Raw genomic sequence first — 24134 nt, forward strand, 5'->3', positions numbered from 1 at the left:
GTCACCGGCCGGCACCCCGCGCGATCACGGCCGCCAGCGCGAAGGCGACGGAGGCCGAGCAGACGCCGAGGTGGACGAGCGCGTACCGGGCGGCCCGCGCGGAGTCCGGCATGTCGCGCTCGCCGCCGCCGCCGTCGTCATTGCGCGCCGACGCGTCCCGCCACGGGGTGCGGACGTCCATCGCCGGGAGCTGGATACCGGCGCGGGTCAGCGCCTCGGCGAGCGCGTCACGCGCCGTCACCGCCTCCCGGATCTTGCCGGCCCCGGCCGGTACCCGGCCCTCTGTCCAGCCGCGGAGCTCGTTCGGGTGGGCGTCGGGGTTCGGGGCGCTGTCGCTGCTGCTGTTGGCGCTCTTGCCTGAGGCTCCGTCGGAGTTGCAGGCGCCGTCGAGGTTCGGGGACTGCTGGGGGCTCGCCATCGGTGGCGCTCCTGAACTTTTCATGGTTTGTGCTGATATTTCGCCGCCTGGCGCGCACCATTTGAACTACCGTGCGTGAGGGGCGCATTACGAGAATGCGTCCTGGCTGAGCTGCGCACACCGCAGACCGGTTGTGCTTCCCCGGCAGACCAGCGCATGTTCCACACCTTCCACGGAGGCACACCATGCCGACGAGGCGAGCGGTCACCGGCCGCAGCCGTGAACCACGCGCCCGGTTCGCGGAAGAACTGCGGCACCTGCGGGCGCAACGCGGAGAGAGCCTCCGCCAGCTCGGCGACCGACTGGGCTGGGACTGGTCCCTGTTCGGCAAGATGGAGAGCGGCGAGACCCTGGGTGGGCCCGAAGTGGTCGAGGCCCTCGACCAGCACTACGGCACCCCAGGGCTGCTGCTGGCCCTGTGGGAGCTGGCCATCAACGACCAGACCCAGTTCCGCGAGCGCTACCGCCGCTACATGGAACTGGAATCCAAGGCCACGAGCTTGTGGCACTTTGCGGTCAGTGTCCTGCCGGGGCTGTTGCAGACCCCGGGGTACGCGGGTGAGGTGCTCGCGGCCGGTGGGCTCAAGGGCTTGGACCTGGAACAGCAGGTGCAGGCTCGAATGAGTCGGCGCTCCTTGTTGGAGGGCGACGACGCACCGCCGTTCCGCACCATCCTGTCGGAGGCGGTACTGCGCACGCCGCTGCGGGACGCGGGGGAGTGGCGGGCGCAGTTGGAGTATCTGGCGGGGGCGGCGGACCGGAGGAACGTCGCGCTCCAGGTGTTGCCCTTCAGCGCGGGCTTTCATGGGCTGATGAACGTGGACGTCTGGTACCTCCGACAGCCGGAGGGGCGTACGTTGGCGTACACGGAGAGCGGCTACCGGGGCGAACTGCTCGAGGAAACTGCAGCGGTCGAGCGACTTCAGCTCGCGTACGATGCGGTGCGCGATTTGGCGCTGTCCCCAGTCGAGTCGCGAAAGTTCATCCTGCGCATGTTGGAGGAAGTGCCTTGCGATCCCTCGACCTGAGCGCCGTGAGCTGGCGCAAGAGCAGCTACAGCAATCAGGATGGTGGTGCGTGCGTCGAGGTCTCCGATGACTTCGCCACCCTCGTCCCTGTCCGTGACAGCAAGGCCCCCCACGGGCCGGTACTGACGTTCGCTGCGGACCGCTGGTCGGTGTTCGTGTCGGCCGTCAAGGGCGGCGAGCTGCGCGTCTGAGCCGACAGCAAGAACAGGGAAGCGGCTCCAGCGTCGTAGGTCGCTGGAGCCGCTTCCCTGCGTACTCAGCCGATCTGCGTAGAGGAGAGCAGCGCCCCAAGCCGTCTCAGCCTCGCAACGAGGTTGCTTTCTCCACCGAATCCACGAACTGGATCATCTCGTTGTGGATGGAGCTCTTGGCCGGGTCGGGGAAGCGGATGTTGTGCCGGTAGTAGCGGTGGAAGGCGATGAGCAACGCCGTATGTGGCCTGCGAAGTCAGCGGCCTCCACGCAGCGCTGTCGATGGCGAGGAACGCGTGCCTCGCCAGCCACCTACTCGATGCAGGCTGACGCCGAACATGAAACGAGGGCTGTCTCTTCTCGGGGTAGCCTCGCTTCGTCGGGATGCGGCTTCGGACCCGGCCTCCCGAGCCTTGACCACCGCGACCACCTCGGTTCAGAGCTGCCAGCCCACCGGCACTGAGCCGTTCAGCGAGCACGGTCCGTGGCCAATGCCTGGTCGTCAGGTCCATAGGCGAAACAATTCAGTGTCTCCGCCCAGCCCTCGGGCGCTGGCGACCGCTTCGGGTAGGGAGAAGCCGAGAACGAGCACCTGGTAGTAGAAGGCCGAGGTGAAAGCTAGAACCGCTGCTCCCGCTGGGTATCTCAGAGGCGCGACGTAGGCAGAGCACCCCCCGCCCAGGAAGGCGCGCGCCAGGGCATCAGTCCCGGTAGCACAGCCGGTGCTGAGCACAGCGGACCGGGGCGAGCAACTCAGCTCGGCCACGATTGCGGGGGTGAGTACGTCGTTGAAGGGCTGTTGCTCCGTGAGTTCGGGTGCAAGCCGGTCCAGGACCATGCCTCGGCTATCGCCGTGGCAACTGAAGACCAGGTGCTCCGCTTGGCTCAGCGTGCCGTTCAACACGTCGGCCAGGTGGCGAGGAGATCCGACGGGCAAGAGCCGGACATCGGCCCCGTACCCGGCGAGCAGGTCCCGGAGTGCGTAGGGTGCGCCGCCGGTGTGACCGATGGCGACGACGTCCACAGTGGTGACAAACATCTTGGCGCGGCTCCGCAGTACGCGTTGTTCTCGACCTGAGCGTGAGATCGCGCAGGTGACGGCACCGGACTCCTACCTGACCTCAGCCATAAACCGGCCCCGCGGCGGGCCAGGTCTTCCCGTTTCACCCGCGTCGACCGCCTCGTTGGGGCCGAACGAGTGAGGCGGAGCGAGACGATTTCGGTACGCGACAGGAGTGGTCGTCGGAAGGTGTGGTCGCGTGCTGGACGCTTTCGAGTCACGGACGATCGCTGGAAATCCTCTGGACAGCACGCGAATGCCTGGTCACAGTGAGGGATCAGTTGATTACATTGGGGAAGGGGGGGTGTTCGTGTCGACGAAGTCCGTGCCCGGAGATGGGCAGCACGGCAAGGGCAGCAAAGGTGTCGTGGGCGGCGAGCCGCAACGCGGTGCTGTCGCCTTCATGAAGGACCTGGGCCGGGGCATGCTGGCTCTGCGGCGCCGGTGAGCTTGTTCCCGCTGTTTCAGGACGGCGTCGGCCAGCAGTCAGTGGATCCGCTGACATTGGCCGGCCCCGCTCCTGTTGTCGACCTGGAAGCCCTCGCGCTGCTGCTGGCTCCGCCCGCGCTACTGGGGGAGTTCGTTCCCCGTTCGCCGTGGAAGGGCGTGGAGCGTGTCTCAGCCGGGCTCCCGCAGCCGCAGCCGGGCTCGCTGCCCCGCGCGTTTTCCCGGGCCGTCGAGGCGGTGGCCGCGGATGCCGAGGTGATCGGTGTCCTGGTCTCCGGCGGGCTGGACTCCCTCGCAGTTCTGGTCCACGCGCTGCGGATCGCCAAGGGGCGTCGGGTGGTGGCGTTCACCACCGACCTGACCGACGATGCCGGGGGGCAGCGCCGCCGCAGTGGTCCGGCGGCTTCTGGCCGACTTGGAACTGCCGGCCGAGTTGGTGGTTCTGGACTCGGCCCGGGACCGGTCCGAGCCGGTGTGGTCGTCCGTGGGGCCGCGGTTGGATGCGTTGCCGGAGGTGAATGCCGCTGCTGCGGAGCGGGCGATAGCGCTCGGCTGCGGGGTGCTGCTGTCGGGCGACGGTGCGGATGAACTGCTGGGGGTCCCGCGCTTCGCTACTGCTGCGGTGGCCGCGCGCCGGGGTGTGCGGGCTGCTGTCCGGTACATGGCCGATGTCGCCTCCTCCGGTCCTGGCCTGCCGGGCGAGCTGGCCGGAGCGATGGCAGGTCTGCTCCCGCACGGGTTGCGGGCGCGGGCGTACTGGGCGGCGAACTGGCCCGCCTGGTGTGACCCGGTCGCACCACCCGTGCTCGCCGAGCCGTACCGGTCGGCGGCGACCGCGTGGGCCAGGCAATGGGTGGATACCCAGGTCGCCGCTCACGCAGCAGCCGGGCGTTCGTGGGCACGGGCCGACTCATGGGACGCGGCCTTTCCCCGCGAGGCGATCCCGCCCGCGAGCGCTGTTGCTGAGGCGTCGCCGTTCCTGCACGAGACGTTCCTCGCCGCCGCGCTCGCGCTGCCGCTGGGCGACCGGTACCACCCCGGCTTGCCGTCGACCTACCTGCGATGCAAGGCACAGGTGGTGCGGTTGCTGCCCGCGGCGGCACTGCCGGTGCTGCCGCGGCACAAGCAGTACTTCAAGACCGCGCTCGCGCAAGCGTCCACATCCGGGTGCCGCGCGCCGCGGTGCGTGGAGGCTGGACTGCTCGACGGCCAGGCGCTGGCGGTCGAGTCCGACACGGCAGTACTGCTGGTCGTGGCGGCCCTGGAGCGGTGGCTTGCCGGGGCAGACGAGAAAGCGGCTGTTTTCAACGGCTGATCCAACGAGGTCAAGTCCCCAGCAGTTGCGCGGGCACGCGCGCTCCCGAGCGTCTACGGGCTGCGGGTGAAGGAGTGCAGCCGGTCGACCTCGTTGAAGCCAGCCCGGTCGTACATGCTGTTGGCAGCGGTGCGGTCGCGCTCAACATCGCCAGACGGGGCGTCGTCGTCGACGTAGAGGATCGCCTCTCTGGCGCCGAGCCCGGTGAGCAGATCAAGGGCCGAGCCGAGCAGGGACAGGCCCAGGCCCCGCCTGCGGGCAGGCGGGGCGACGCTGATCCACCACAGCACGCCCACCTCTGCGACGGGGCGGCCGATGGTTGCCTCCGCCAGGAGCTCCCCGCCTTCGCGGACCTCCAAGCGCTTGCCCGGCGGGTCCTCACACTCCTCGACCGTGACGTGGGCGGCGCGCGGCAGTCCTGCGATCGGCAGCGGACTGCGCATGTAGCGCCACAGGTCGCGGCCGGTGAACCCGGCGTCTTCCAGTGCCTGGTGGGTTGCCGGACGGCGGCCGACGGGAAGGCCCTCAAGGCCGAGGGTGAGGGCGGAGGCGAACTCGAAGGCGTGCACGGTGCGCTCCCCGAGCCGGTCGAGCGCGCGGGCGACCAGGGCCTTGGCGAGTGCGGGGTCCTCGCGGCAGTGCAGCCACAGAATGAACCCGGCCCCATCCGAGGGGCGGGTGGCGTAGGAGACGATGCCGAGCACCGTCCCCGACTCGTTGTGCATGACCTCGGTGACGGGCGGGGCCAGCTCCGCCCACCAGCCGCCGTCCACCGGCGAGCGGCCGGCCAGCGCCTCGGCGAGCATCGTGGCAGTAGCCAGCGGCTGGCCGGGCAGCCGATCGGCGCCCACCAGATCGAGCACGGCCGCCTCGTCCGTGGCCGCGTAGGGCCGCACCGAAAGTTGTGCCATCGAACGGGATGTCGTGATCGCCACGGGCTGCTTCCGCCTTCCTCGTCGGATTCCTTCTGCTCCAGCCTGCCCCTGCCCCGGTCCGCACGCCACCACCTTCGTGGGGTGTTTGGAAACCCTCTTTGAGCTTGAGATGGCCACTTGAACGAACGAGTTGGCAGTCTCCCGCTGCTCCTGTCGGAGGACGAAGCTGCACCAGATCTGCCGGTTGTCGCACGCCCGCCCTGCCCGTTCTCTCGGCAAGCCCGTTCGGCGTGGCCGTCACTCCCTTCACACCGGCAGGACACGCACCGGCCCTGGCAGGCGAATGTCGAAGGCGCAACGGCCCGGGCCAAGAGCCAGGGATTCGGCTCCTCTCCCTACCGGCTCGTGCAGGCCATCCCGCTCCCGGAGACCCTCCACGATCCTTCCGCTACAACTGCGCGGATCTCGACCTGTCAGCTATGGAGATGCCGGCCCTCCGGCCCAGCCCGCCGAACGAGTGACCAGCGTGTGGGACGGAGAGTCGTGAGGGGCAGTCTCTGTTACTTCTTGGCAGTTCGGCGTCCACGTGCGGGCGCGGCCGGCCGCCAGGCGCGCAGGTCGTCGTCCGTCAGGCCGTGCTCGCCTTGGACCATCTGCCGGTCTCCCCGGAAGAAGGCGGCAGGGGAGGCGCCGAAGGTGGCGTCGAACTCGTCGTGCCACTGGTCCAGCCAGGGCTGGAGCTCCAGCAGCCCCGCGAGGAAGGGGGCCACCTGCTCGGACGTCAGCTCCTCGTGCGCGGCGATGTAGGCGTCGAGGGCGTACGCCTGCTCCTGGTGGTCCCACCCGGCCCAGCCGTACAGCTCGGGCTTCGCCACGTTGGTCTGCCCGTAGGAGATGAACCGCTCCTTCGGCACATCCAGCTTGCCGCGCGCCCGCCAGTAGGAGGGGCGGAGGAAATCGGCGGAGGTGTACTTGGGCGGCACGGGGATGCTGTCGCGGATCTTCCGCTTGGTCGGCTCGTCCGGCGCCGCGTCCTCCTCCCGCTGGAGGTCCCATACGTGCTCCCAGTCCTCCCGCTTCTTGAGCCCGGAGGGCTTGTAGCGCAGGGCGGCGAGGAACGGCACGTGCTCATCGGCTATCAGCTCGCCGACGACGGTCGCCAGCTCCTTGCGGGGCGCATAGATCTTTGCGACGGACACGAAGTCCTCGTCCTGAGAGAGCGCGTCGGTGAGCCGGGAGAGCGTGACGAGCGCGGGCATCCCGTTCTCGTCGTACCAGTGCTCCTTGTTCTCCATCCGGTCGAGCAACCAGGATTTGAGGGCCTTCTCCTGGAGCGCGTCCCACCCCTCGGTCGCCCACCGCCGCTTGTACTCGGGCCTCTCCACCATGCCAATGGCGCGGGACGACTCAATGGCATCGATCCGCTTCTGCACCACCTCGCGATATGCGGAGGGCCAGTGCTCGGGGATCTCGGTGATGGGCGTGGAGCCGTGCCGCTTGAACCATTCGTCGCTGGCTTCCCCGGCCTGCACTTTGCGGGCCAGCACGATCTCGAAGGCGCGTTCGCCGAGCGCGAGTTCCGGGATGTCGGGGGAGTCCGGGTCCTCGGAGACGCGGAGGTCCTCGGGGTGCAGGTTGTAGAGGGAGTAGACCTGCCAGTCGAGTTCCTCTTGGAGGGCGATCATGCGGGCGCGCGTTGCAATCCAAGCGCCGCAGGCCGCACGAAGGGCGCGAGTTGTGGGAGTGGCCGTTTTAGCGGTAGTCGATGGGCTGACGGCGGTGAGTTTGCGACTCAAATTGTCCAGCGTAATTGGAAATCGAGTGGGCGGATTGGCGGGAAGGGGGAACTCCGCGATATTTGCGCCATTGAACTGGTAGCGGTCTGTCCAGGGTTGAGAACTGACGCGCGCTCCGTCCCCTCCGATCGGATCGCCCCCCTTGGGGTAACAACGCAGCTTGAGCCACAATGCAGCCACAGAGCTATTGAGCACGCCGAGAATGTTTAGATGCCCCTCCTCATTGGTTCCGTTGCGAAGTTTGATTACTGGCGCGGTCTGTTTGAATACGTTTCCACCATAATCCAAAGCGAAATGATTGTGTGTAGCAACTTCGGCGAACGTGATTGATAGCGGCGTGCGATAGGCGGAGGGGGTATATTGCATGAACTCCCACCAGTGGAGACCTGCATCCTCCATGTTTCCTTGGAACGTGCGCCGAACTTCGAGGAGGCGGCGAAACGGCCAAAGTTCGTTGGCCAGATCGCTGGGCTGAAGCTCCTGTGCATACGGGAACCAAATTGTTTCTTTTGGGTCGGCGCCCCAATCTCGCACCACCTCGCCAGTCATCAATGGTCGGAGCCCCTGTCGATTAGCGATCGTTCGATGGGTGCTTCGAGCTGGGCGAATGAATGCCTCATCAGCTCCGGCTCGGATGGCGCGTCCCACTGGAAGCTCAATGACAAATTTCAAGAGATTGATACTAGTCTTATCTAGCTGGCGGGTCATTTCAAGGCCCCCGTCAGATAGGATCCAGGGCTGAGTGGCGAAGCACTCTTCCCTTTCCAGGTCATCTACTGAAACCCATTGACTTACGCTTCCCGGGTTGTCGATCTGATCGATTATTGCGGTCCAAACGAGCCCGATGCTACCTTTTTCTGGTGCCTTAGGCTCACCGTGGACGCTCCGTACTGTCCGGATCATGCGGGACTTAGTGCCACCTCTACGTCGTTTTCCGATCAGGATGACGGTAGGAGTTCCATGCCCCGGAATGTATGCGCCGGAAGTATCAATGACCTCGGTCAATTCGATCTCATGCTGAAAATACGACTCGATTAGCGTTCTGCCGAATTCTCGCTTCGTGAAGGAGTTGGATGTGATTTGGCCGACTCTGCCGTAACCATGCCCAGTGTCTTGGCTGCCTTCGATTGAAAGCTCGAAGAATCGCTGCGCGAATGGCACAGAGAGAGCGTATGTTCCAACGCAAGAGCTGTACAGGCTCCGGTACAATTCATTTAGCCTCTTATCGAGGACTGAAATGTATGGAGGATTCCCCGCCACCACGTGATACTGCCCCGGCTCAAGAATCCCCGGGTGCTCGTGCACGTCCTCCATCTCATACTTGAAGTCCGCGAGCTCGTCGGCGCCCTCTTCCTCCGAGTCGTCGAACAGGTTGCCCTGCTTGTGCCGGTGCTTGATCAGGGAGTCGCCCACTGCCAAATGCATCGGCCACTCATAGCGCCCCGCTTCCTCCAGCGTGCGCATCCCACTGGCCGCCATCGCCGCAACCAACAGCCGGAACCGCGCAATCGCCACCGCGAACGGGTTCACATCCACCCCGTGCACCGAGTCGAGCGCAGCCCGCACCCGCTCGTGCACGTCGACACCTGGGCGGCCCTCCGCCCACAGCCGCACCAGCCGCCGGAAGGCGCCCAGCACGAAGTGTCCCGATCCGCACGTCGGGTCGATCATCTTCAGGCCCTCATAGCCGAACTCCCCAACCGCAGGGGTCATCGTCCGGTCGAGGATGAACTCCTCGACGAACTCCGGGGTCTGCAGCAGCGCGTACGTCTTCCGCGCTGCCTCGCTGAGGTCCTGGTACAGGTCGCCGAGGAACCGCGTGTCCCAGCCCCGCGTGCCGTCGCCGTCCTCCTCCAGGGGGTCCGTGAAGTCGTGGACGAGGACGCCCGCCTCGTCCCGCTCCCGCCAGAACTCGACCAGCTCCCGGGCGCCATCGTGCGACAAGGGAATCTGGAACAGCGGATTGTGGCGGCGGTCGAACAGCAGCCGGCCCGCCTGCCCGGCGCCCAGCTCGTCGAAGGCCCGCTCGATCCACCCCCGGTACGTCGGGTCATCCGCCGTGGCCACGTACTCCTCGTACCGCGCCAGGGCCAGATCCCGGCGGTCGTCCTCCGGGGCCGTCAGATACGGCTCCGGGATCAGCCGGTTGTCCTCGCAGAAGCGGACGAAGACCGTACCCAGCACCCACGCCACCGCGACCTGAGTGACGCGCTCGTCCAGCCAACTGTTCCAGGTGGCGGCCGTCCGCCCGAGCTTCTTCGCCCGGTCGTACTCACTCCGCAGCTTGGCCCCGACGTCACCCGCCAACTTCACCTGCTGCGCGAGATCGCTCTGGACCGCCTTGACCTGCTGCTTGAGGTCGTTCAACAGAGCCTTGCGGTCGATCACGCGACGTCTCCCTCTAACTCGAACTTTTGAACTGCACGCTTCATCTGCTCGCCGCTCACTTGCTGCTCGCCCCCGACCGGTGGGCGTTCTGCACCCACGACTCCGGCAGGGTGATCCACTCGCCCAGGCCCGCCTGGTACGCGACGGCGACGGACCCCAGCTTCGGTTCCCGGGCCGGGTCGCTCTGCGGGACCAGCAGCCACAGGCCGCGCCCGCCCTGGCGGGCCGCTTCCGCGAGGCGGTCCAGCACGCCCATCGCGTCGTACCGTGCGAAGACGGCGGCATCCGTCAGCAGCACCGGGCCCTCACCAGGTCCGGAGCCTGCGCGGAAACCGCTGTCCGCGCCGCCGCCCAGCAGCTCCCGCACCCGTGGCTCCACCGAACCCCACGCCGTACGCGCGTACTCCGCGAACTTCATCGCACCCCGCGAGCCGGGCTCGGCGACATCGGCCTTCAGCAGCGTCTCCCAGGTGGGCTTGGTGCCCTCGGGGACCAGGGCGTGCATGGCCTCCAGGAAGAGTTCGGTCACCGAGACGACGCGGGCGCGGAACCGGCCGTCTGCCGACCCCAGTTCCTGAGTGGCCTGCCAGGCACGCGCTTCCCGTACGGTCAGGACGCGGTAGCCGTCCCGCCGTGCGGAGGCGAGGAGGCGCTCGTCGGTCCGGACGGCGTCGGCCAGTGTCGGGTCGTCGGAGTAGCGGGTGACCGTGCCGACGTCCGTGGAGCGGCGCCAGGCGCCGGTCGTCAGATAGCTGGAGGCCGAGTCCATCCGGGTCGGCAGGTAGCGCAGCGTCTTCGTGTCCTCGCGCAGCGAGAGGGTGAGGTCGAAGCCGGCGCTGCGCAGGGCCTTCGTCAGCGGGCCCGCGGTCGGCAGGTCGCGGGTTGTGCCGCCCCGGCCGTCCGGGACGACGAGTTCGGGGAAGCGCGTGCGTACGCGCTCGTGCACGTCCTGCCCGGTCAGTCCGGGCTGCCATTCGTCCGGCACACCCGGGTTGAGGCGTACCAGGCCCGCCTGGGTGAGTCGCAGGGCCCGTACCAGGTCCAGGTCGCGGGGGTAGATCTCCAGCCGGGGGGTGGCCGCCGCGTTGGTGGACGCTGAGGCGGCCAGCTCGACCAAGCGGCGCTCGTCCCATTCGACCTCGCCGGGCGGCGGGGTGAGGGCGCCGAGTTCGGCCAGGACCGTCGTGGCCGTCGGCAGGGTGTCCAGCCTGGCCAGGCGGTCGGCGGTCTTGCCCAGCCGGGAGGCGTAGTCGAGCAGACCGGGCGCGGTGGGGGTGTCCGGAGGGTCGCCCTCCATGCCCGTCTCCTCGTCGGCCTCCCGTACGTCCAGGGCGAGCAGCCCGGCGCCCAGGACCTCCTCGGTGGCCTTGCGGTTGGGCTGGTGCTGGAACTGGGCGCTCTCCGGTTCGAGCTGTTCGACCTCCACCACGGCCCGGACCGCCGCGAGTGCCAGCGCGCGCCGCTGGGGGCGCTCCGGGAGCTGGGTGCCGCGGCGCAGCACGAGTGCGTCGGCGATCTCGACGGCGGAGGCGACACGGCCCAGTCCGGCCAGCAGTTCCGTGATCTCGTCGCGGAGGGCCCGCACCTCCGGGCGCTTCTTCCAGCGCTTGCGCTCTTCCTTGAGCATCTGCGGGATGCGGCCGGCCGACAGCCCCAGCGCGTCGGCGACCTCCCTCTGCTTGGGCCAGACGCCGATACCGGGCAGGGTGCCGTGCTCGTCCGGCAGCCGCAGCAGCAGCCGGACCATCTCGACCTTGTTGTGGTTGGAGCCGTTGTTGTTCAGCTCCGGGACCAGGACGGTGGCGAGGGTGTCGAGGCTGAGGGCGCGCAGCGCGGATTCCGGCAGCTCCTCGGGCCGATCGGTGGTCGCGGCGACACCGTCGGCGACAGCCGACTCGGTGCGGGTGAGCTGCGCCAGCTCTTCCTTCGCCTCGGCCCGGCCGCGTGCCGTCAGCGGCGAGACGGGGGCCTCGCGGAGCAGCTCGCCCCACTGGCGCTGGCGGCGCTGGACCTCACCGCGGGTCTTGGCGCCCAGGCCCGGGGCGTTGAGGAGCTTGCGGCGGCTGTAGTCCAGCAGGCCGCCGACCGTGGTGATGCCGAGGCCGTAGAGGAACGACTCGGCGGCCGGGGTGAGGCCCGCCGCGGAGAGGTGGGTGTCGCGGGTGACCTGCTCGGCCAACTGCTCGCGCTGCTGCTCGGCGGAGAGCGGTTCGGCGTCCGCGATGCCGGGCCGGCCGTCCGGCGTTCCGTCCGCGGCCTTCGGCTGGCCTCCCTGCTGTTGCTGCTGGGCTGCCCGACCGTCCTGGCCGGAGTGTCCCGGATGGCTGCTGTGCCGGGAGCGGTGGCTGGAGGGCACCGTCTGCGAGGCGTCCAGGAAGATCCTCTTCCAGGCGTCCCGCATCGGCTTCAGCTCGGGGAACCGTTCGGCGGCGTCCCGGTGCAGGGCCTTGCGGAAGAAGCGCACCAGGCCGTCGCGTACGGCGGGTTCGAAGGCGTCGGCGGCGATGGTCGGGCAGGGGAACTCCTCCGGGTCGGTCTGCCGGGGCAGGACCGAGCCGTCGCCCCACTTGGGCAGCTCGCCGGAGGCCATCTGGTGCAGGGTGACCGCGACGGCGTACCGCTCGGCGTGCGAGTCGTAGGCGGTGCGCACCAGGGTGCCGATGAACGGGTCGAGATAGCCCTCCGTGCCGGCCTCGTGGTTCTTGGCCGGGTAGCCGGCCAGGGAGAAGTCGATGAGGACGAGCTCACGGGTGCGGTTCGGACGGACCCTTATGGCAATATTGTCCGGTTTGATGTCGCGGTGCCAGACGCTCTCACCCTCCAGGAAGTCGACCGCGCCGAACAGGTAGTCGCCGTACGCCTCCAACTGGTCAATCTGGAGGCGCCCGCCTTCCCGGAGCAGCCGGGCCACGGTCTCGCCCCGGTGCCGTCGGCGACCGCTGCCGGAGGCGGACGGCTCGACGGCCTCCTCGCGCTCGTCGCCCACGTACTCCAGGGCGAGCACCGTGCGGCCCCCGAGGCGCAGCGGCTGCGGCTCCACGAGCCGGATGACGCGGGAGTCGGGGCGCAGCCGCCCCATCACCTCGGCCTCCCGGACCAGGACCTCGCCCCGGCTGTCGGACAGCGCCACCTTCAGTACGGCCAGCGGGCGCGTCCTGCGCGCCTCGTGCTCCAGATCGCGGACGAGGAAGGCCCGGCTGGTCGAGCCGGTGCCCAGGCGGCGCAGGACCTCCCAGCGTCCGCCGAGCACATCCCCGGTCACGGCTTCGAGCGGGTCCTTCTCCGGCGCCTCGGCCTCCTCGGCGACGGCGGGGTCGGCCGGGCTGGTGAGAGTGTCCTCGACCAGCTCCAGCATCTCCAGGAACTCGTCCACCGTGGACAGCCGCCGCTCCGGCCGGTAGGCCGTGGCCGCCTGCACCAGGTCGTCGATGTCCTCCGAGAGCCCGTCCACCAGCCCACTGGGCCGCAACCCCTCACCGGCCTCCAGCCGGGCGACCAGCTCGGCCTGGCTCGCCGCCGGAGCCTTGCCCGTCACCAGCAGATACGTGAGCACGCCCAAGCCGTAGACGTCCAGGGACACCGGGTCGGCGTTCAGCGCCGTCAACTCGGGTGCCAGGTAAGGGTCGGAGACATCGGCGAGGTGCATCGCGGAAAGGGCCGTCGGCGCGTACCGGGTCGAACCGGCGCCGGAGGAGCCGGTGCCGCTGCGCTGGGTGGCGATCTGCCAGTCGGAGATCTGCAGATGCGGGTGCTGCCACGCGGCGTCCTCGCCGACCGTCTGTCCCTGGCGGCCCCGGTTGCGGGGAATGACGTGCACCGAACGGGCGGCCAACGCCCGGTGGTGGATGCGGCTGGAGTGCGCGGAGCGCATCGTCTCGGCCAACTGGCGCACCAGTGCCATCCGGCCGAGGATGTCGAGCTTCTCCCCGTACTGGAGCAGATACTCGTCCAGACGCAGCGTCTGCGGGTGGTAGTCGTAGATGAGCGCCGGGCCCGCGGAGTGGCCCGAGGGGTGGTACTGCTTGTACTGCACCGCCCCCGGATGCCGGAAGCGCTGCAGCACGGCGGCCTCGCGCCGGGCCGCGTTCTCCACGGACTGCCGGATGGTGGCGTCCGAGCCGCGCTCGCGCAGATAGACCCGCACCCGCGCCGACTCGGGCAACTCGGCGTGCTGGGCCAGGTAGTCGGCCCACGTCTCCCCGGAGTCGAACGCCTTGCGCTCCAGTTGGTAGGGGCCCACCCGGTATTCGGCGTCACTGCGCCGGATACCCACCCCCTCCAGCGCGCCCTTGAGTTCGCGGGACGTGGTCGGTGTGATGCGGTGCCGCTCGTCGCGGGGAGGGCGCTCGAGCATGGCGACCAACTGATCGACGCTGAACACGCCGTTCTGGTCGTGGCCGGGCAACCGGATACGCAGCGAGTCCTCGGTGAAGCAGACCGCCTCGCCCACCCACGCCCGCCCGCCGCGCTGCCGCAGCAGCCCGCCCAGCTCCCGGGCCTTCTTGCTCACCAGATGCAGCGGATTGCCGTGCGGACGGCGATGCCCCCGCGGAGTCGTCTGGACCCAGGTTCCGTTCTCACTCGTCAGCGAGCCGTGCCAGTTCTTCAGCTCGATCATCCACACCCCGCTGGGCGCGACGACGAGCAGGTCCACCTCCCGCACATGGCCGGTGTTCGCGGTGAACGTGAAGTTCGACCAGGCCCGCCACGGGTCCGCGTCCGGCAACTGCCGGCGGATGGCCTCCAGCCCGCGACGCTCATGGTCGAACTCGGACTCGGTGACCGTCGTCCACCGGCCTTCCCGCATCGTTCCGTCCCCGCCTTCTCAAGCCACCGTGCATGGTTGACGGATCGCCGGCTCTTGCCGCCCCCCGACAAGGCGATCACCATCAGGGTGAAAATCGTAACTGTGGGAGGCGGCATACGCGCCGCTCACGTGCAGATCCGCGACGGCAGCAGGCATCACCCACGCCCTTGCGACATGGCTGCGCGGCGCCGGTATCCTTGATCGCCTCGCCATCTGCGGCCCGCCGGGCTTCCGCTCCGTTCACCCGGAGACACACGGACACGCCCCCACCCGCACGAGTCACATCGTGCTGCCTGGGGGCATTTCTTGTTGTTCCGCGCGTCCGCCAAGACGGTTGCCGCCATGGCGATGGACGGCTCCCTCTTCTTCCAGTTGACCGAGCAGTTCTTCCACCAGCACGGCCACGGGGTCGGCTCCTCGGAGGCCCGCTCCTGGGAACGGAGCATCCCCGCGCTCGTGACCGCACTCAACGAAGCCGGCCTCGGCGACGTCGAGGTGCTCCTCGAGTACGCCCTCCCGCTGAACAGCAAGCGCGCCGACGCGGTACTCGCGGGTCGGCATCCCGCCACCGGGGAGCCCTCCTATGTCGTGGTCGAGCTCAAGCAATGGGGGCAGGCGGAACCCGACGAGGAGGATGCGGAGCTGTGCCACGTCGGCCGCACGGCTCCCGTGCTCAACCCGATCGAGCAGGTCCGCCGATACTGCCAGTACCTCGTCAACTTCAACGGTGCCCTGGCCGAGCACCCGCACCGCGTGAGTGGCGTGGCCTACCTGCACAACGCCACCGAGTTCGGTGTCGCCGGTCTGCGCGCGATCGAGCGGGACGACCAGGGCCAGATGTTCACCGGACAGCAGCGAGGCGAGTTCCTGAAGTACCTCCGCTCCAAACTGAGCGACACGGCCCCCGGGGCACCGAGGGCCGACGAGCTTCTCAACGGCAAGCAGGGCCCCTCGAAGCAACTGATGGCCATCGCGGCCCAGGAAGTGCGCGAGCGGGAGCAGTTCGTGCTCCTGGACGAGCAGCAGGTGGCGTACCGCATGGTCCTCAACGCCGTCCGGAAGGCGAAGCAGGCCGACAGCAAGGAGGTCGTGGTCGTCACCGGCGGCCCCGGCACGGGCAAGAGCGTCATCGCTCTCTCCCTGCTGGGCGAGCTCTACCGGCAGGGGATTTCCGCGCTGCACGCCACCGGCTCGCAGGCGTTCACCAAGACGATGCGCAAGGTGGCGGGCTTCCGGAAGCGCGAGGTGCAGGACCTCTTCAAATACTTCAACAGCTTCATGGCCGCCGAGAAGAACTCCCTCGATGTGCTGATCTGCGACGAGGCGCACCGCATGCGGGAGACCTCTGCCAACCGCTACACCTCCGCCGCTCTCCGCACCGGCAAACCCCAGGTGGAAGAGCTGATCGACGCCGCTCGCGTCCCTGTCTTCCTCCTCGACCAGCACCAGGTCGTCCGCCCCGGCGAACTGGGTACCGAGGCCGAGATCAGGGCCGCGGCCGAGAAGAAGAACCTCGCCTGCACCGTCATCCCGCTGGACAGCCAGTTTCGCTGCGGCGGCAGCGACGCGTATCTCCGGTGGGTCGTGCGGCTCCTGGGACTGGAGGAGGGCGGCCCCGTCGTCTGGGAGCCGGACGACAGGATGGAGCTGCGGATCGCCGACAGCCCGGAGGAGATGGAGCGCTTCCTCGACGAACGGCGCGCCCAGGGCTTCGGCGCCCGGATGTCGGCCGGCTACTGCTGGACGTGGTCGCCCGAGCCGAAGCCGGGAGAGCCCCTGCCCGCCGACGTCGTGATCGGCGACTGGGCACGCCCCTGGAACCTGCGAGGCGACCGAGGGGTGGCGGGGGCGCCCCCCTCTGCGCTGTGGGCCACCGACCCGGCCGGGTTCGGACAGGTCGGGTGCGTCTACACGGCCCAGGGCTTCGAGTACGACTGGTCGGGTGTCATCATCGGGCCCGACCTGCTCTGGCGCGGTGACCGGTGGATCACCGACCGTACGGTGTCGAAGGACCCGGCTTTCACGAAGACGACGTCCGACGACGACGTGGACCGGCTCATCCGCAACACCTACAAGGTCCTGCTGACACGCGGCATGGTCGGCACCGTGGTCCACTCGACGGATCCCGAGACTCAGGCGAAGCTCCGCGAACTGGTCGGCGCCCAGCTCGAGACTGCTGCCGTGTGACACCGTGACACCGCCGCGACCGCGCCCGGTCGTCGCCGTTCACTAGAATTGCCCAGAACATTGCGGCCCGACGGGCTTCCGCTCCGCTCATCCGGAGCCACACGGACACGCCCCCACCCGCACGAGTCACTCGTGCCTTGGGGGAGACCAGTCCGTGTCCATGCTTCTGCTGAAGCTCCGTGCCGAAGACCTGCTCACGCTGGACGAGCGGCACCGCATGGTGCCGCACCTGGCAGAGCGGTGGAAATACTTCCGGGAGAAGGAAGTCTCCGTCGGTGAGCGGACCGCGTGGGCAGAGAGCCTGGTGGAGCTGGCCCACACCATGGTGAACGCGGATCTCGGACACGTCGAGATGATCGTCGAGTGCGCAGCCACCGTCGGCGGAGATCCGAAGCACGCCCAGACCATCGATGTGGTGCTGGTCGGGAGGCATCCGGTATCGCATGGCCTCTCCGTGCAACTCGTCGAGCTGAAAAGATGGTCGACCGTGACGCAGGTGGAGGCCGCAACCGCCGAGAAGGTCTATGTGCCAGGAATCCCGAAAGCGAAGAAGCACCCCGCCCTGCAACTGGCGACCAGTTTCGACCTCTTCGCTGGGGAAATCGGACCGCTCCACGGGATTACCGTCGAGTGCAGCGGCTTCACCTACCTGCACAACGCCACCCAGGAGTCGGTTCAGCCACTCTTTGACATCACTGCGCCGACAGGGGCCTACTCCGCGGTCTATACCCGTGACCGGCGGGAACAGCTGATGGAAGACATGCGGGCACACTTCGGGGAGGACAGCGGGATCTCCCATGCCGAGACCCTCCTCAGCCGCATGGGCTTGCGGAACACATCCCTGCTGGATGCCATGATCATGTCTCGCGGGGAGGACACTGTCTTCACCTTGCGTCGCGATCAGCGGAAGGTGGCGGATCACGTCAAGGACAGGGCCGCCAAGGTTCTGGGCATGCATGCCACTGGGTCCGAGCGTGCCGTCTTCGTCGTCACCGGCGGTGCGGGAACTGGGAAGAGCGCCATCGGTCTGCAGCTCAAAGCCGAGTTCGAAGCAGCGGGCCGCGATGTCCGCTATGCGAGCGGTTCCAGGGCTTTCAACGGAGCAATCCAGAACCACGTGGGCTACGGAGATCGCGCATTCAGGGACAGTTTCGCCTATTTCAGCAGCTTTGTCACTCCGCCGCAGGAACCCTTGGATGTGCTGATCTGCGACGAGGCGCACCGGCTGAGGGAGCGCTCCACGAACCACCGCCTCCCTCCAGAAATGCAGGGAACCAAGCCGCAGGTCGATGAGCTGCTGGACGCATCACGGGTGACGGTGTTCTTTCTTGATGAAGGGCAGTCCGTTCGGCCCAATGAGGTGGGCACGGTAAACCTGATCAAGAATGCGGCGGAACGGCGGGGGGCGCCGGTCGTCTCATTCGACCTGAGGCACCAGTATCGGTGCGGCGGAAGCAACTCCTATGTGTACTGGGTTCAGGATGTTCTGGGTATGTCAGGTCAGGGCCCGAAGGTGTGGGTCCCGGACGGGCTGATGCATGTCGAGGTCGCGGAATCACCCGAGGAGATGGAGCGGATCATTCATCACGAGGCGCGTATGGGTGCTTCCGCACGTATGGTGGCGGGGTTCTGCTGGCCCTGGAACAAGCCGCAGAACCCTGGAAAGCGACTGGAGGCGGATGTACGCATCGGCGACTGGCGCCGACCGTGGAATGCTGACAGCGAGAGCTACTGCGAGAACGGCACCGTGCCTCCGTCGAAGATCTGGGCCGTGCACGAAGCCGGTATCAGCCAGATCGGCTGCGTGTACACCGCCCAAGGACTCGAATGGGATTGGTGCGGGGTCATCATGGGCGAAGACATGGTGTGGCGCGACGGCCGTTGGGTGTTTCGGCGAGGTCGATGGTGCAAGGAAAAGGGAAGCCGAATCAAGCGGGTTGCCGCGCCGGGTTCACTGGATGACAAGGTTCGGACGAAAAACCTGAGTGACACTCAGTTCGCTACCTGTGTCCGTAATGCTTATCACGTCCTCATGACCCGTGCCAGTCGTGCGACGGTGCTCTACTCGACGGACGAGGAGACGAGGGAACACCTCAAGGAACTCGTCGGGGAAGTGCAGATTCACGGTCTCAGGCCGTCATGGAAACGTCTGCCCCCCGGCTTGCGCGTCCAGCATCAAATGCGCCCTGATCAGGGTAAGAAAAAACAGAAGGCAACCAGCAAAGAGCAGACCCTGCCGCTGTTCTAGAATTCGATCAGTGGGAAGAAGCGTGGCGGGCTCTCCGGACCCGCCACGGCCACCCACCTCAGAAGAGATGGGTGGCTACTGCTACCAGTCCCGTTGCCAGCAAGCTGGTGACGGTGTTGGTAGCGATGTCGAGCAGGATCTTGCGGACCCGTGCACGACGCGCGGACTTGTACTCGACCGGCTCCACTCTTACCACTCCACAGGGTGAGTTGCTGATAGCAGAGCGGGATTGCCCTACCGGGCAGCCGCAAGGTCCGTGCTGTGAAAACACGACGTGCCATCCGCTCCTCACACTCACTGCAGTGAGAATGGAACGTGAGCCTCGTACCCTCCGGGAAGGTGCGCAGCACAACAACCGTATCGCATCGAGTGGTTGCGTCCTGGTGGGCGGGCCTCACCTGCCCGGCGTCGTGAACACTGCCTGCCTCCTTGTAGGCGGCTCACGCTGCCGCACCGCGCTGCCCGAAACCGACTGAAGGTCTCAGGAGGGCGTGGTGGTGCGACCGTGCCTGGCCTTACGGCCGCCGATGCAACTGTCGGCCCGAACGTCGTCCAGAGCTCAGCGAAAAGCGGGGCGGCGAGCGGTCGCCCTCGGCGGTCGGCACGCTTCCTGAAAGTGCTGCTTCGTCGACAGAGCTGGCGCCGCTGGCCTTCGCGCCTTGCTATTGCTCCGGGATGGCTGAGATGCAGGGCGGGCGCTTGGTGTCCCGTCTGCCAGAATCGGCGAGTGCTGAGAGTCGGTTCCGTCGTGCTGGGTGTCTCCGATGTGCCGCGTGCGGCCGCGTTCTGGTCGGCGGCCCTGGGCTACGTCGCCCGTGAGGAGATGGCCGACGACTGGGTGGTGCTGGTGCCGGCGGAGGGGACCGGGGTGCAACTCTCGCTCGGTCTCAGCGAGACACCTGTCCAGGAACATCCCCGGGTTCATCTGGACCTGTACGCCGGGGACGCGCGTGATCAGGCCGCCGAGGTCGAGCGACTGGTCTCGCTGGGGGCGCGGCGGGTCGACTGGGATCTCGCTTCGGAGGACGCGGACTTCGTCGTGCTCGCCGACACGGAGGGCAACCGCTTCTGCGTCATCGACACCGGACATCACTGACAGCGAGTGCAGGCCTCCGGAAGCCCGGCCCCTCAGCCCCGCAGCGGCAGCGCCGTCCAGGGGCTCTTGCGGTCGGCGGTGAGGAGCCGGTGGGAGTCGCGGACCTCGCGGTACCAGGAGCCGAAAGCGTCCTCGTCGAAGTGCAGGCAGCGGCCGAGGACGTAGCCGAGGGAGAAGTCTCTCCAGGTGTCGTATTCCTCCGCCGCTGCGGAGCCCACGACGCGGAGGGCTTCGCGTGCCTCGTCGGACTGTGCGAAGCCCGCGTCCACGCCCCAGCAGGCCATGTTGGCGGCCCGGCCCAGGTCCCAGGCCAGGGTGCGGCGTACGACGGCGTCGTGGTGCAGCAGGCCGTCCTCGCGGAAGCGGGCCTCGTAGCGCAGGACGCGGCTGACGGTCTCGCGGAGCGCCGCCGAGGTGTCGCGCAGTTCGGGGTGGTGGGGGCCGAGCCGGTCCACCAGCCAGCGTCCCAGTGCGTCGTTCCACGCCTGCTCCGAGACCGGCTGTCCGGCCTCCGGGGTGCCCTGCCGCCGGACGTGAAGCGCGGCGCGGGCTCCCATGGCCATGTCCCACAGCGGGGTGGAGATCTGGCCGTCCAGCAGCTCCTGCACCATCTCGTGCCACTGGTGCGCGTCGGTGACGTTCCACATGGACTTGAGCCGGGTGCGCTCCCAGGTGGGTGCCGGGCGCGGGTCGGCGACCGTGTTCCACGGGTCGCCGTTGGCGTACTTCAGATGTGCTCCGCAGGCGAGGCCGCGCAGCACCGACTGGTCCGTCTCGCCCCCGGCGCGGGCCGACCGCAGCCGGTCGCCCGCCCAGGGGAAGATCGGCGACTTGCGGAGAAAACCGAACACACTCGACCCCCGTGCGGAACACCCCCGGTGTTTCCGGGAACGGTGCGGGAGCCTATCCGGGCCGCCCGTCCGGCTCAGCGGCCGGGTGCGGGACCGCCGGTGAGTGCCCCGCGCTGGGCGGCGCCGCTCTCCGCCACGACCTCGTCGATCCGCTGCGCCGCACGGACCAGCGAGAAGCGGGGACCACCGTCGCCGTCCCGCCGGAAGCCGTGCACCGCGGGCCGGGGCAGGCTGTTGTACTGGAAGGGCGTGGAGAAGTAGTAGGCGCCCGTGTCCCACAGCGTCACCACGTCGCCGGGCGCCAGTTCGGGCAGCGTACGCTCGCGGGCCACCAGGTCCCCGGCGAAGCAGCACGGCCCCGCCACGTCCTGCACCAGGTCCGGGGTGCGTTTGGGTGCCCCCTTGGCGTCGAAGGCGCCCACCCGCAGCGGCCAGGCCTCGGGGGCGAACGCGGTACGGGTCGCCACCTGCGCCCCCGCGTGGGTGACGGCGATGCGGCGGCCGCCGGAATCCTTGGTGTACTCCACCAGCGCGGCGATGAAGCCCTGCTTGGCCAGCAGCGAGCGGCCGAACTCGGTGACGAGGGTGTACCGCCCGTCGAACAGTCCCGGCACGGTGCGGCGCAGCAGCCGGGCATAGGTGTCGAACGACGGGTCGGTCTCGTCGCCCGCGAAGTTGACCGGGAGGCCGCCGCCGATGTCGACCGTGTCGATCTGCTGTCGGCCCGCCTCGCGGTTGATCCGTTCCGCCAGTTCGTAGACGACCCGCACCGATTCGGCCATCAGCTCCAGCGGCACGCCCTGCGACCCGGTGTGCGAGTGCAGCCGGGTCAGCCAGGGGCGGGCCAGGAAGCTGTCCACGATCCACTGCTCGGCCCCTTCGTCGCGCAGCGCCACCCCGAACTTCGAGGTGGCCGTCGCGGTGCTCATCGCGCCGATGGCACCCGTGCCCACCTGGGGGTTGATCCGCAGGCCCAGCGGTGCCCCCGGCGCCTGGCCCGCCGCGGCGCGCTCGGCCACCAGGGCGTCCAGACGGGAGAGTTCCTGCGGGTTGTCGGCGTTGACGGCCACGCCGGTCTCCAGCGCGTCCCGTAGCTCGGCGGGCGTCTTGGCGGGGGAGTCGAGGACGGTCCGGGCGGCCGGGACGCCGGCGGCGCGGGCGAGCGCCAGCTCTCCCGGGCTGGCCACCTCGGCGCCGATTCCTTCCTCGTCCAGCAGTTCCAGCACGGGCACCAGGGAGGCCGCCTTGACGGCGAAGGTGTGCAGCACGGGGGAGGGGCCGGCGAACGCGGCGTGCAGCTGCCGGGCACTCTCCCGGATGCCCTCGACGTCGAGCAGGGCGGCGACCGGCGCCTCCGGGCCCAGCAGCCCTTCGCGGACCGCCGCCCGGACGGCCTCCTGTCTGCGCGCCACGGCGTCCGGCACCATCTGCGACTCCCTTCACCTGGTCGGCCCCGCGGGGCGGGCTCCCGGTTCCCCGGGGCGGCTCGTGTGTCGGGTTCCCCGGGTCGGCTCCGTGACTCCGTCGCCGGGCCGGTGGACTGGTCGGCCGTCCCGCCCCGGCGGAGCGGTTGCCGGTCGTCGGCTGCCACGTCCCCCGTCATCCCGCGAACACCCGTCCACTGTGCGCCGCGGTCACCCGCCCGGTCTGCGGCGGCGGGGCCGAACCTCCGGGCGCTCAGGTGGCCGCCGGTCCAACGGGGCGGCGGCGTCCCGGCGGGCCTCGTGCCCGCGCACCACGTGCAGCCCCGCTGTCTTGTGCCGCCGTACGACGCGACCGCGGCCGTACGACGCGACTGCGGCCGCGCAACGCGATCCGGCCGTACAACGCGCCGCGGCGCCGCTCACTCCGACGGGTCGTCCCGCGGCGCTGCCGGACGGCGGCCCGACGCGCGCAGTCCCAGTTCGGCCAGCAGCCGCACATCGGGGTCGTCGAGGTCGAGCCCGAAACGGGTGCGCAGTCGGCGGAGCCGGTAGCGCAGGGTGTTCGGATGCACACCCAGTTCCCGCGCGGTGCCGGGGACGTCGCCGAATCTGCCGAGGTAGGTGGCGAGGGTGGGCGCCAGCGCGGTGCCGTGCTGTTCGTCGTGGGTCAGCAGCTCCCGCACCGGACTGTCCACCGGCGGCGTCAGTCCGGCCACTGCGTGTACGGCACGCAGGACGTCCAGTGCCGCGCGCACATCCGGTTCCGCGGCGACCTCCAGCGGCTCCGGAGCGCCGTCGTGCACGGCTCGTGCGCTGCGGTCCCGCAGCACCCGGAGGACGAGGTGTGCGGAGGTGCGCGACCGGGGTGCCTGTGCCGGGGCCGGCTGCGGCGTACCGAGGGCGACCAGGGGGAGGGCCCCGGCGTCGCGGACCGCGGCGGCGAGCCGGAGGGCCAGCCGCCGGGCGGTTGCGTCCGCCGCCGCAGGCTCCCCGTCGGGCAGCGGGAGCAGGATGTCCAGCCGGTCGGCGTCCCGCAGCGGATGCCCGGTCGGCTGGTGTGCGGTCGCCTGCAGGGATGCCAGGCGCAGCGCCCGGTCGTGGGCGTCGTGGGGCTCCGCTCCTCGGTTTGCGGCCGGCGGAGGGCCGCTCGGGTTGGCGACGGCGCCCCGGTTGGCGACGGCGTCCCGGGTCGTGACGGACAGGACGACGCAGGGCGTTTCGGGGGTGAGTCCGAGGGCGGCGGCGGAGTCGGCGTCCCCGGCGCCCTCCAGCAGGTCCCGCACCGCCCGCCTGCGATGCGCCGCCCCCTGCTGGGTGCGCTGCCGGTGCCGCAGCAGATGTGGGGCCGCGGTACGTGCCGACTCGCGCAGTGCCTGCCGTGCCGCTTCCCGCAGCGGGCTGCCGTCGGCGGCGGCCCAGATCGAGCCGAGCACCTCATCTCCCGCGCGCACCGCGACGGCCAGCCGCTCGGCGAACTGCCCCTCCGCGGGGCGGTGCACCACATCGTCCGTCGACCACAGGGTGCGCAGGAATCCGCTGGCGGTCAGCTCGGCCAGCCGCCAGCGGGGCACCTGCTGGCCGAGGATGGTCTGGCGGCGCAGCGGGTCGGAGCCGTGCTCGGTGGGGGAGAAGGCCAGTACCCGCGAGTCCGGGTCCTCGATGGTGATGGCGCCGCCCACCAGGGCCGACAGGGCGCGGGCCAGGGCGGGCAGATCGCCGAGCGGCACGTCGGTGGGGGACTCGCCGGCGGGCGGCCCGCCGGCGTGTGCCAGCCCGGCCCGAAGCATGCCGATCAGCTCGGTCCACTCGACCCAGGGGGCGCGGGTCAGCACTGCCGTGCCGGTCTCGGCGGCCGCCTCCAGCAGCCGCGGATCCGCGCCGGACGCGCCGCGCCGCACCACGACGGCCGCGGCCCCGGCGCGGGCCGCGGACCGCAGCACCAGCGGGGCGGTGTCGGAGGAGTCGTCGGTGCCGGGGGCGAGCAGCACCTGACCGTGTGCGGC

General features: G+C 69.2%; 18 protein-coding genes. 7 read left to right on the top strand and 11 right to left on the bottom strand.

Annotated elements, in window-relative coordinates; translation table 11 throughout:
* Nucleotide 1: 1 nt before the first annotated feature.
* The gene (locus A949_RS39680; protein ID WP_019359907.1) at nt 2-418 is read right to left on the bottom strand and encodes a hypothetical protein; all 417 of its coding nucleotides are present in this window, start codon (nt 416-418) and stop codon (nt 2-4) included.
* A gap of 185 nt (nt 419-603) precedes the next feature.
* Here A949_RS39680 and A949_RS0130760 point away from each other — a divergent pair, with 185 nt between their 5' ends.
* Together A949_RS0130760 and A949_RS0130765 are read left to right on the top strand one after the other, a co-directional pair.
* Nucleotides 604-1446, top strand: a complete 843-nt coding sequence (locus tag A949_RS0130760) for a helix-turn-helix domain-containing protein (protein ID WP_019359908.1) — start codon at nt 604-606, stop codon at nt 1444-1446.
* On the top strand, nt 1428-1637 hold the full coding sequence (locus A949_RS0130765; protein ID WP_026005202.1) for a DUF397 domain-containing protein: 210 nt from the start codon (nt 1428-1430) through the stop codon (nt 1635-1637). Before A949_RS0130760 ends, A949_RS0130765 begins: the two co-directional genes overlap by 19 nt.
* A gap of 106 nt (nt 1638-1743) precedes the next feature.
* On the opposite strand, the gene A949_RS39565 is transcribed toward A949_RS0130765, so the two are convergent.
* Both A949_RS39565 and A949_RS39815 read right to left on the bottom strand, forming a co-directional pair.
* Entirely contained in the window at nt 1744-1872 is a 129-nt protein-coding gene (locus tag A949_RS39565; protein WP_019359910.1) for a hypothetical protein, read from the bottom strand.
* Nucleotides 1873-2139: 267 nt separating this feature from the next.
* A complete protein-coding gene (locus A949_RS39815) occupies nt 2140-2676 on the bottom strand; it encodes a CHAT domain-containing protein (RefSeq protein ID WP_019359911.1) in 537 nt (178 codons plus the stop codon).
* A gap of 331 nt (nt 2677-3007) precedes the next feature.
* On the opposite strand from A949_RS39815, the gene A949_RS38360 reads away from it, so the two are divergent.
* Entirely contained in the window at nt 3008-3145 is a 138-nt protein-coding gene (locus tag A949_RS38360) for a hypothetical protein (protein WP_158687658.1), read from the top strand.
* A 170-nt stretch (nt 3146-3315) separates the two neighbouring features.
* Here the strand turns inward: A949_RS38360 and A949_RS38365 are convergent, their stop codons facing one another.
* A complete protein-coding gene (locus tag A949_RS38365) occupies nt 3316-3453 on the bottom strand; it encodes a hypothetical protein (RefSeq protein ID WP_019359913.1) in 138 nt (45 codons plus the stop codon).
* Between the two features lie 106 nt (nt 3454-3559).
* Between A949_RS38365 and A949_RS35160 the strand changes: the two genes are divergently transcribed.
* Entirely contained in the window at nt 3560-4459 is a 900-nt protein-coding gene (locus A949_RS35160) for an asparagine synthase-related protein (protein WP_158687659.1), read from the top strand.
* Between the two features lie 53 nt (nt 4460-4512).
* Here the strand turns inward: A949_RS35160 and A949_RS0130790 are convergent, their stop codons facing one another.
* The 3 genes from A949_RS0130790 to pglW all read right to left on the bottom strand — a co-directional run bounded on the left by A949_RS0130790 (nt 4513) and on the right by pglW (nt 14325).
* Nucleotides 4513-5394 carry a GNAT family N-acetyltransferase gene (locus A949_RS0130790; RefSeq protein WP_237735948.1) on the bottom strand — a complete coding sequence of 294 codons (882 nt, stop codon included), beginning with the start codon at nt 5392-5394 and terminating at the stop codon, nt 4513-4515.
* A 500-nt stretch (nt 5395-5894) separates the two neighbouring features.
* Nucleotides 5895-9518: a BREX-2 system adenine-specific DNA-methyltransferase PglX gene (gene pglX, locus A949_RS0130795; protein WP_019359916.1), complete on the bottom strand. Its 3624-nt coding sequence runs from the start codon at nt 9516-9518 to the stop codon at nt 5895-5897.
* Between the two features lie 55 nt (nt 9519-9573).
* On the bottom strand, nt 9574-14325 hold the full coding sequence (gene pglW / locus A949_RS0130800; RefSeq protein WP_019359917.1) for a BREX system serine/threonine kinase PglW: 4752 nt from the start codon (nt 14323-14325) through the stop codon (nt 9574-9576).
* Between the two features lie 306 nt (nt 14326-14631).
* On the opposite strand from pglW, the gene A949_RS0130805 reads away from it, so the two are divergent.
* Both A949_RS0130805 and A949_RS0130810 read left to right on the top strand, forming a co-directional pair.
* Nucleotides 14632-16512: a DNA/RNA helicase domain-containing protein gene (locus A949_RS0130805; protein WP_026005203.1), complete on the top strand. Its 1881-nt coding sequence runs from the start codon at nt 14632-14634 to the stop codon at nt 16510-16512.
* A 160-nt stretch (nt 16513-16672) separates the two neighbouring features.
* Nucleotides 16673-18760 carry a DUF2075 domain-containing protein gene (locus tag A949_RS0130810; protein ID WP_237735950.1) on the top strand — a complete coding sequence of 696 codons (2088 nt, stop codon included), beginning with the start codon at nt 16673-16675 and terminating at the stop codon, nt 18758-18760.
* Between the two features lie 58 nt (nt 18761-18818).
* On the opposite strand, the gene A949_RS39570 is transcribed toward A949_RS0130810, so the two are convergent.
* A complete protein-coding gene (locus tag A949_RS39570) occupies nt 18819-18947 on the bottom strand; it encodes a DUF6408 family protein (RefSeq protein WP_272944218.1) in 129 nt (42 codons plus the stop codon).
* A 540-nt stretch (nt 18948-19487) separates the two neighbouring features.
* Between A949_RS39570 and A949_RS0130815 the strand changes: the two genes are divergently transcribed.
* Nucleotides 19488-19856 carry a VOC family protein gene (locus A949_RS0130815; protein ID WP_019359920.1) on the top strand — a complete coding sequence of 123 codons (369 nt, stop codon included), beginning with the start codon at nt 19488-19490 and terminating at the stop codon, nt 19854-19856.
* A gap of 32 nt (nt 19857-19888) precedes the next feature.
* On the opposite strand, the gene A949_RS35165 is transcribed toward A949_RS0130815, so the two are convergent.
* The 3 genes from A949_RS35165 to A949_RS35170 all read right to left on the bottom strand — a co-directional run.
* Nucleotides 19889-20707, bottom strand: a complete 819-nt coding sequence (locus tag A949_RS35165) for a DUF1266 domain-containing protein (RefSeq protein ID WP_019359921.1) — start codon at nt 20705-20707, stop codon at nt 19889-19891.
* Nucleotides 20708-20781: 74 nt separating this feature from the next.
* Nucleotides 20782-22134 (bottom strand): hypothetical protein, encoded by a 1353-nt coding sequence (locus tag A949_RS0130825; protein ID WP_019359922.1) that lies wholly within the window; start codon nt 22132-22134, stop codon nt 20782-20784.
* Nucleotides 22135-22550: 416 nt separating this feature from the next.
* Nucleotides 22551-24134: helix-turn-helix domain-containing protein (locus A949_RS35170; protein WP_019359923.1), on the bottom strand; the 1584-nt coding region annotated here is incomplete at its 5' end.

Source organism: Streptomyces sp. AA1529, assembly GCF_000280905.1.
GTDB lineage: Bacteria > Actinomycetota > Actinomycetes > Streptomycetales > Streptomycetaceae > Streptomyces.